A 4,413-nucleotide genomic window follows, 5' to 3' on the forward strand; every position below is an offset into this window, starting at 1 on the left:
GATTTTAACGGGAGGGATCACGATTTATAACTCCCTCTCGAACAACTACTCAAGTACTATCGAGGTTACTCCCGAAGAAGTGAACACACTGCTGTTGCAAAAAAGTGCCAAAAAATCCGCATCCGAGATCGATACGGCGACAGGTCATAAAAATGCGGTGGATTTGGCTGAAAAAATTGCTAAAAAAGTATTATTTCAAAATGGTATAGGGGATAAAGACCCTCACTACGAAGCGTCATTCAAAGAGATTACGACCTATCTTTTAAATGCGGTGGGTTCGTATGATCAAAAAACTTCTATCGATGCGCTTGAACAACTTGTGATCTTTTCGGATGATCTAACCAAAGGGAAAGCCCAAGAAGAACTGGATGTTTATTTTTCTATCTATTCACAAAAACACCAATTCCAGCAACAAGTTGCCAAAAAACATCAGTCCGAAAAACGTGCAAAAACGATGTTGGGACTGGGAGTTATCTCTGTCGGAGTGATCGTTTCTGGCTTATTTATGATTGCACTGCTGTTGATACGAAATCCTAAAAACTCAACCGAAGAGACAAAAATCAAATCAAGCACCATCGCCCTCTTTATACTCGGAACAATTGTTTTAACCGGAGTGCTAACCGTCGGTATTGCTTCAATGCTCTCCGGTGGTGAAGAAAATTTTTCACTCGTAGTAGGGGAGCAAATCTTTAATCCCGAAGAGGGGACATGGACGGTTGTCGAAGCAAACCAAAGTGTAGCTCCGGCGACGGATAACAGTGATACCCCCTCCGATACCGAAACGGAATATGAAACACCGATCCCCCCTTCAAACGAGGAACCATCACCTGCGAATGCACAAGAGTCTGCTTTTTAAAACCTCTCTCAAACTCGCCGCCGCTTCTTGAGCGGTGGTCACCCTCTTCACCCTACCGGCTCGGATATTTAAACTCTTCGATAATTTCCTCTAAACTTTTTTGCAATTCGTTCTGTTTAGAACTGATATTTATAGTTTTTAAGTAGTTAATAACTGTATTTATATAGTTATTAAAATGCTTACTTAGTTCATCGCTCAGTCCCATATGAAACGTGATACTTTTGGGGATAATCCCGATAACGTTCGATTCGGGGAGGCTCTGTCCCATCAGCTCGATCATATCCAGACACTGCATCACCCCTACCTCATGTGCTCCGCCGCTGTTAAGCCCATAACCGCTGAGTTCATAGGATGGGATATTGTAGATACTCCCTGCCTCATCATCGAGATTGATCGTATCGAGAATAATGATACGGTCATTCTCCATAAAGAGGTTAAGCAAATTGATCCCCTCAACACCGCCGTTGATGATCTCTATGTCGGGGGTGAAGGTATAGTTGGCATTTAGAAAGGCACACGCGTAAATTCCGATCCCGTCGTCCTCTTCGAGGACATTGCCGACCCCCAATACCACTGTGCTCATCAGAATCCTTTGGAGTGTTCGATACTAGGGTTAGCAAACTGCTCGATGATCTCATCCAGACTCATAACCTCATTTTTTAACGTAGCCGTAATACCGCATTTGGCGAGTTCAGATACGATCATCTCGATATAGCTCTCCCAATGCGCACGCAGTGCGGGAGTTATATCGACGCAGACGCTGATAATGTCTTCGGGGACGATACTCACCATTGTTGTTGCCGCACAATGAGACGCCATCGAACAGATTTGGAGCATCTCGGTAATCTCAACTTCGTTCGCCGTTTTTTTGATCCCCTGATGCTCTATCAGCTCATCGCCACTCATCACCACTATCGTCCCCACCGCCAAAGCATCATCGGAACTGGTATTGACAATCAACACGTGCTCATACTCTTGGAGCAGCGGCATCAAACGAAACCCAAGCGTCCCCCCATCGACAACATCGAGCGGCGGATCATAGGTGAAGTTCTCTTTGAAGTATTTACCGGCATACAATCCGATCCCCTCATCCATAAAAAATGCGTTCCCTGAACCGATTAGGGCTACTTTAGCGTCCATACTTTTCCTTTGTATTGTGTAATGCGTAATAAAGCTGACCGAGCGCAATCGAGCCGTCATTAATCGGCGTTTGCTGTTGAGCATAAAACCGCCCCTCACTGAAACAGCGATAGAGCCGTGCCATCAAAGCGCGGTTTTGAAATACCCCTCCTCCGACAACTATCGGCAATGCAGGATATTGATCGGCATAATAGCTCATGATCGCTTCTACCGTAGAAATAAAACGGCTGGCAATCTCTGTTTTATCCCCCTCTAGAGAGATAATTTCTCGAACCATAGGGGAGAGGTCTATCACACCCTCATGCACCTCAAAAATAAACGGTTCGGTGATGGAATCCTCCACAAACGACTCCATCATCATCCCCCCCTGCCCCTCGTAATCGAGGCTTTGGACGAATCCCCCTAGAGACGCTACCGCATCAAAAAGTCTTCCCATCGATGAACTACGGGGAGCGTTGATATTTTTGAGCCACATGTGGTGCAGAGTTCGGATCTCATGAGGTAAAAAAGCTTCCACCGTCGGTGATTTTAGACTCATCACCTCATCGAGACTATAACTCTCAAACAACAGCGACAGGGCAATCCGTCGCGGTTCTTTGATCGCTTTGTCCCCGCCTAAGAGGGCAAACGGTTTTAAAAATCCGATCCGCTCATAGCCATGTGTATCGGCGATCATCACCTCTCCCCCCCACAGACTCCCGTCCGCTCCGTACCCCGTACCATCAAACGCAAAGCCGAGTACTTTTTCGCTCAGTCCATACTCCGCCATGCAGGCAAGGATATGGGCGTAATGGTGCTGGATGCCGTAGTGCTCTTTTTTTTGCGACAGAGCATACACACTCGAAGCGTACTGCGGATGGAGATCGTGTACGAGCACAGAGGGTTCAACGTCATAAAACCGTTTGAACGTTTGCACCGTCCGCTCAAAATAACCATCGGCTTCCACGCTTCCCAAATCTCCGATATGGGGGCTGAGGATCATGTTCTCTTTGACTCCCAGTGCAATCGCACTTTTTTGATGTGCACCGAGAGCTAAAACCGCGTTGTCGGAAGGGTGTTGCAAAGCAAAGGTATGAGGGGCGAATCCGCGCCCCAGACGCAACATCACCACCCGATCCTCGGCAATCTGGATCACCGCATCATCGAGGGCATTGATAATGGTGCGATCATGATCGAGTATACCGTCCACGACATGAGCCAACCGACTCACTATCTCGGAAGAGCGGATCATTATCGGCTCATCGCTGATGTTGGCACTCGTCGCGACGAGGGGGAAATCTATTCGATCAAACAACAACCGATGAAGCGGGGTATAGGGGAGAAATACCCCTAATCTCTGAATATGGGGGGCAATCTGAGTGGATAAGTTTGTCCCAGCTTTAGCATCAACGATCACGATAGGCTTGATGGAACCCGTGATATGGTTTCTTTCCACCTCATTGATCGATACATACGTTTCAAGCTGTTCGAGTGAACCGAACATCACCGCTAACGGTTTGGCTTTACGGTGTTTGCGCAGTCGCAATTCCGCCACGGCAGTATCCGAAGTGGCATCGCACATCAGATGAAATCCCCCCAGCCCTTTGAGAGCGATGATTTTTCCCGATTTGAGCATATCTACGGCAAGAGCAATCGGATCTCCCGCAATCTCGTCTCCTCTATTATCAAGGAATCTTAGTTTAGGACCACAATTGGGACAGCTGATCGGTTCGGCATGATAACGGCGAGAAGTTGGGTTGTTGTATTCCTCTAAACACTCCGAACACATCGTAAAATGTTTCATCGAGGTACGGACACGATCATAGGGAGGGGTTTGAATGATAGTATAGCGAGGGCCGCAATCGGTGCAGTTGATAAATGGATAACGGTAACGTCGATTAGAGTGATCATCCATTTCGGCTTGACAGGCGGAACACAAAGCAGTGTCGAGAGGAATAGCAACCGATCCAAATCCCAAAGTACTCTCACGAATCTCAAAATCGCTGAACGGCGCAAATTCAGACGCTTCAATCTCCATCGAATCGATACGAGCACGGTCGGGGAGGTTTTCTCTTAACGCTTTTATAAACGACTCACACTGCGTCCCGTGGGCTTCGATCACGACACCCTCTGGAGTATTGCAGACAAATCCGACAATAGCATAACGGGTTGCTTCACGGTAGACAAACGGGCGAAATCCGACCCCTTGCACTATCCCTTTAACTAAAATTTTATAAGAAAATACCGCCGACAACGCAATTTTCCTTCCCAATCGGATAACTCGTATTCATTAAAATAGGAGTTGCCTTCAAATTTCTCTGTAGACGGCTAAAGAGCGACTGTCCGGCAAAATAGGTGCCGCATAGGACAATATCGGTCGCTTTAGTTTTCCCTTTTATCTCGGTGAGCAGTTCGCTGAAATAGTCTCCGAAAGATTC

The 4,413-nt window shown here is 47.0% G+C and carries 4 protein-coding genes and 1 pseudogene; 1 reads left to right on the forward strand and 4 read right to left on the reverse strand.

From position 1 onward, the window contains the following. The coding region (locus VFW36_RS08000; protein ID WP_329658286.1) for a hypothetical protein at positions 1-856 on the forward strand (856 nt) is incomplete at its 5' end. A 52-nt stretch (positions 857-908) separates the two neighbouring features. On the opposite strand, the gene VFW36_RS08005 is transcribed toward VFW36_RS08000, so the two are convergent. The 4 genes and pseudogenes from VFW36_RS08005 to VFW36_RS08020 form a co-directional block, all read right to left on the reverse strand. Then, positions 909-1,439: a HyaD/HybD family hydrogenase maturation endopeptidase gene (locus VFW36_RS08005; RefSeq protein ID WP_329658287.1), complete on the reverse strand. Its 531-nt coding sequence runs from the start codon at positions 1,437-1,439 to the stop codon at positions 909-911. Next, positions 1,439-1,996: a hydrogenase maturation protease gene (locus tag VFW36_RS08010; RefSeq protein ID WP_329658288.1), complete on the reverse strand. Its 558-nt coding sequence runs from the start codon at positions 1,994-1,996 to the stop codon at positions 1,439-1,441. Before VFW36_RS08010 ends, VFW36_RS08005 begins: the two co-directional genes overlap by 1 nt. Beyond that, the gene (hypF, locus tag VFW36_RS08015) at positions 1,986-4,229 is read right to left on the reverse strand and encodes a carbamoyltransferase HypF (RefSeq protein ID WP_329658289.1); all 2,244 of its coding nucleotides are present in this window, start codon (positions 4,227-4,229) and stop codon (positions 1,986-1,988) included. The genes VFW36_RS08010 and hypF overlap by 11 nt, the downstream gene beginning before the upstream one ends. Further along, positions 4,207-4,413: pseudogene (locus VFW36_RS08020) on the reverse strand (hypothetical protein); the annotation flags it as partial. The pseudogene VFW36_RS08020 and the gene hypF, both read right to left, overlap by 23 nt.

It is taken from the genome of Sulfuricurvum sp., from assembly GCF_036279695.1.
Lineage (GTDB): Bacteria > Campylobacterota > Campylobacteria > Campylobacterales > Sulfurimonadaceae > Sulfuricurvum.

Coding starts and splice junctions, on each gene's coding strand:
- VFW36_RS08005 (WP_329658287.1), bottom strand. CDS start 1,439: ATGAGCACAGTGGTATTGGGGGTCGGCAATGTCCTCGAAGAGGACGAC.
- VFW36_RS08010 (WP_329658288.1), bottom strand. CDS start 1,996: ATGGACGCTAAAGTAGCCCTAATCGGTTCAGGGAACGCATTTTTTATG.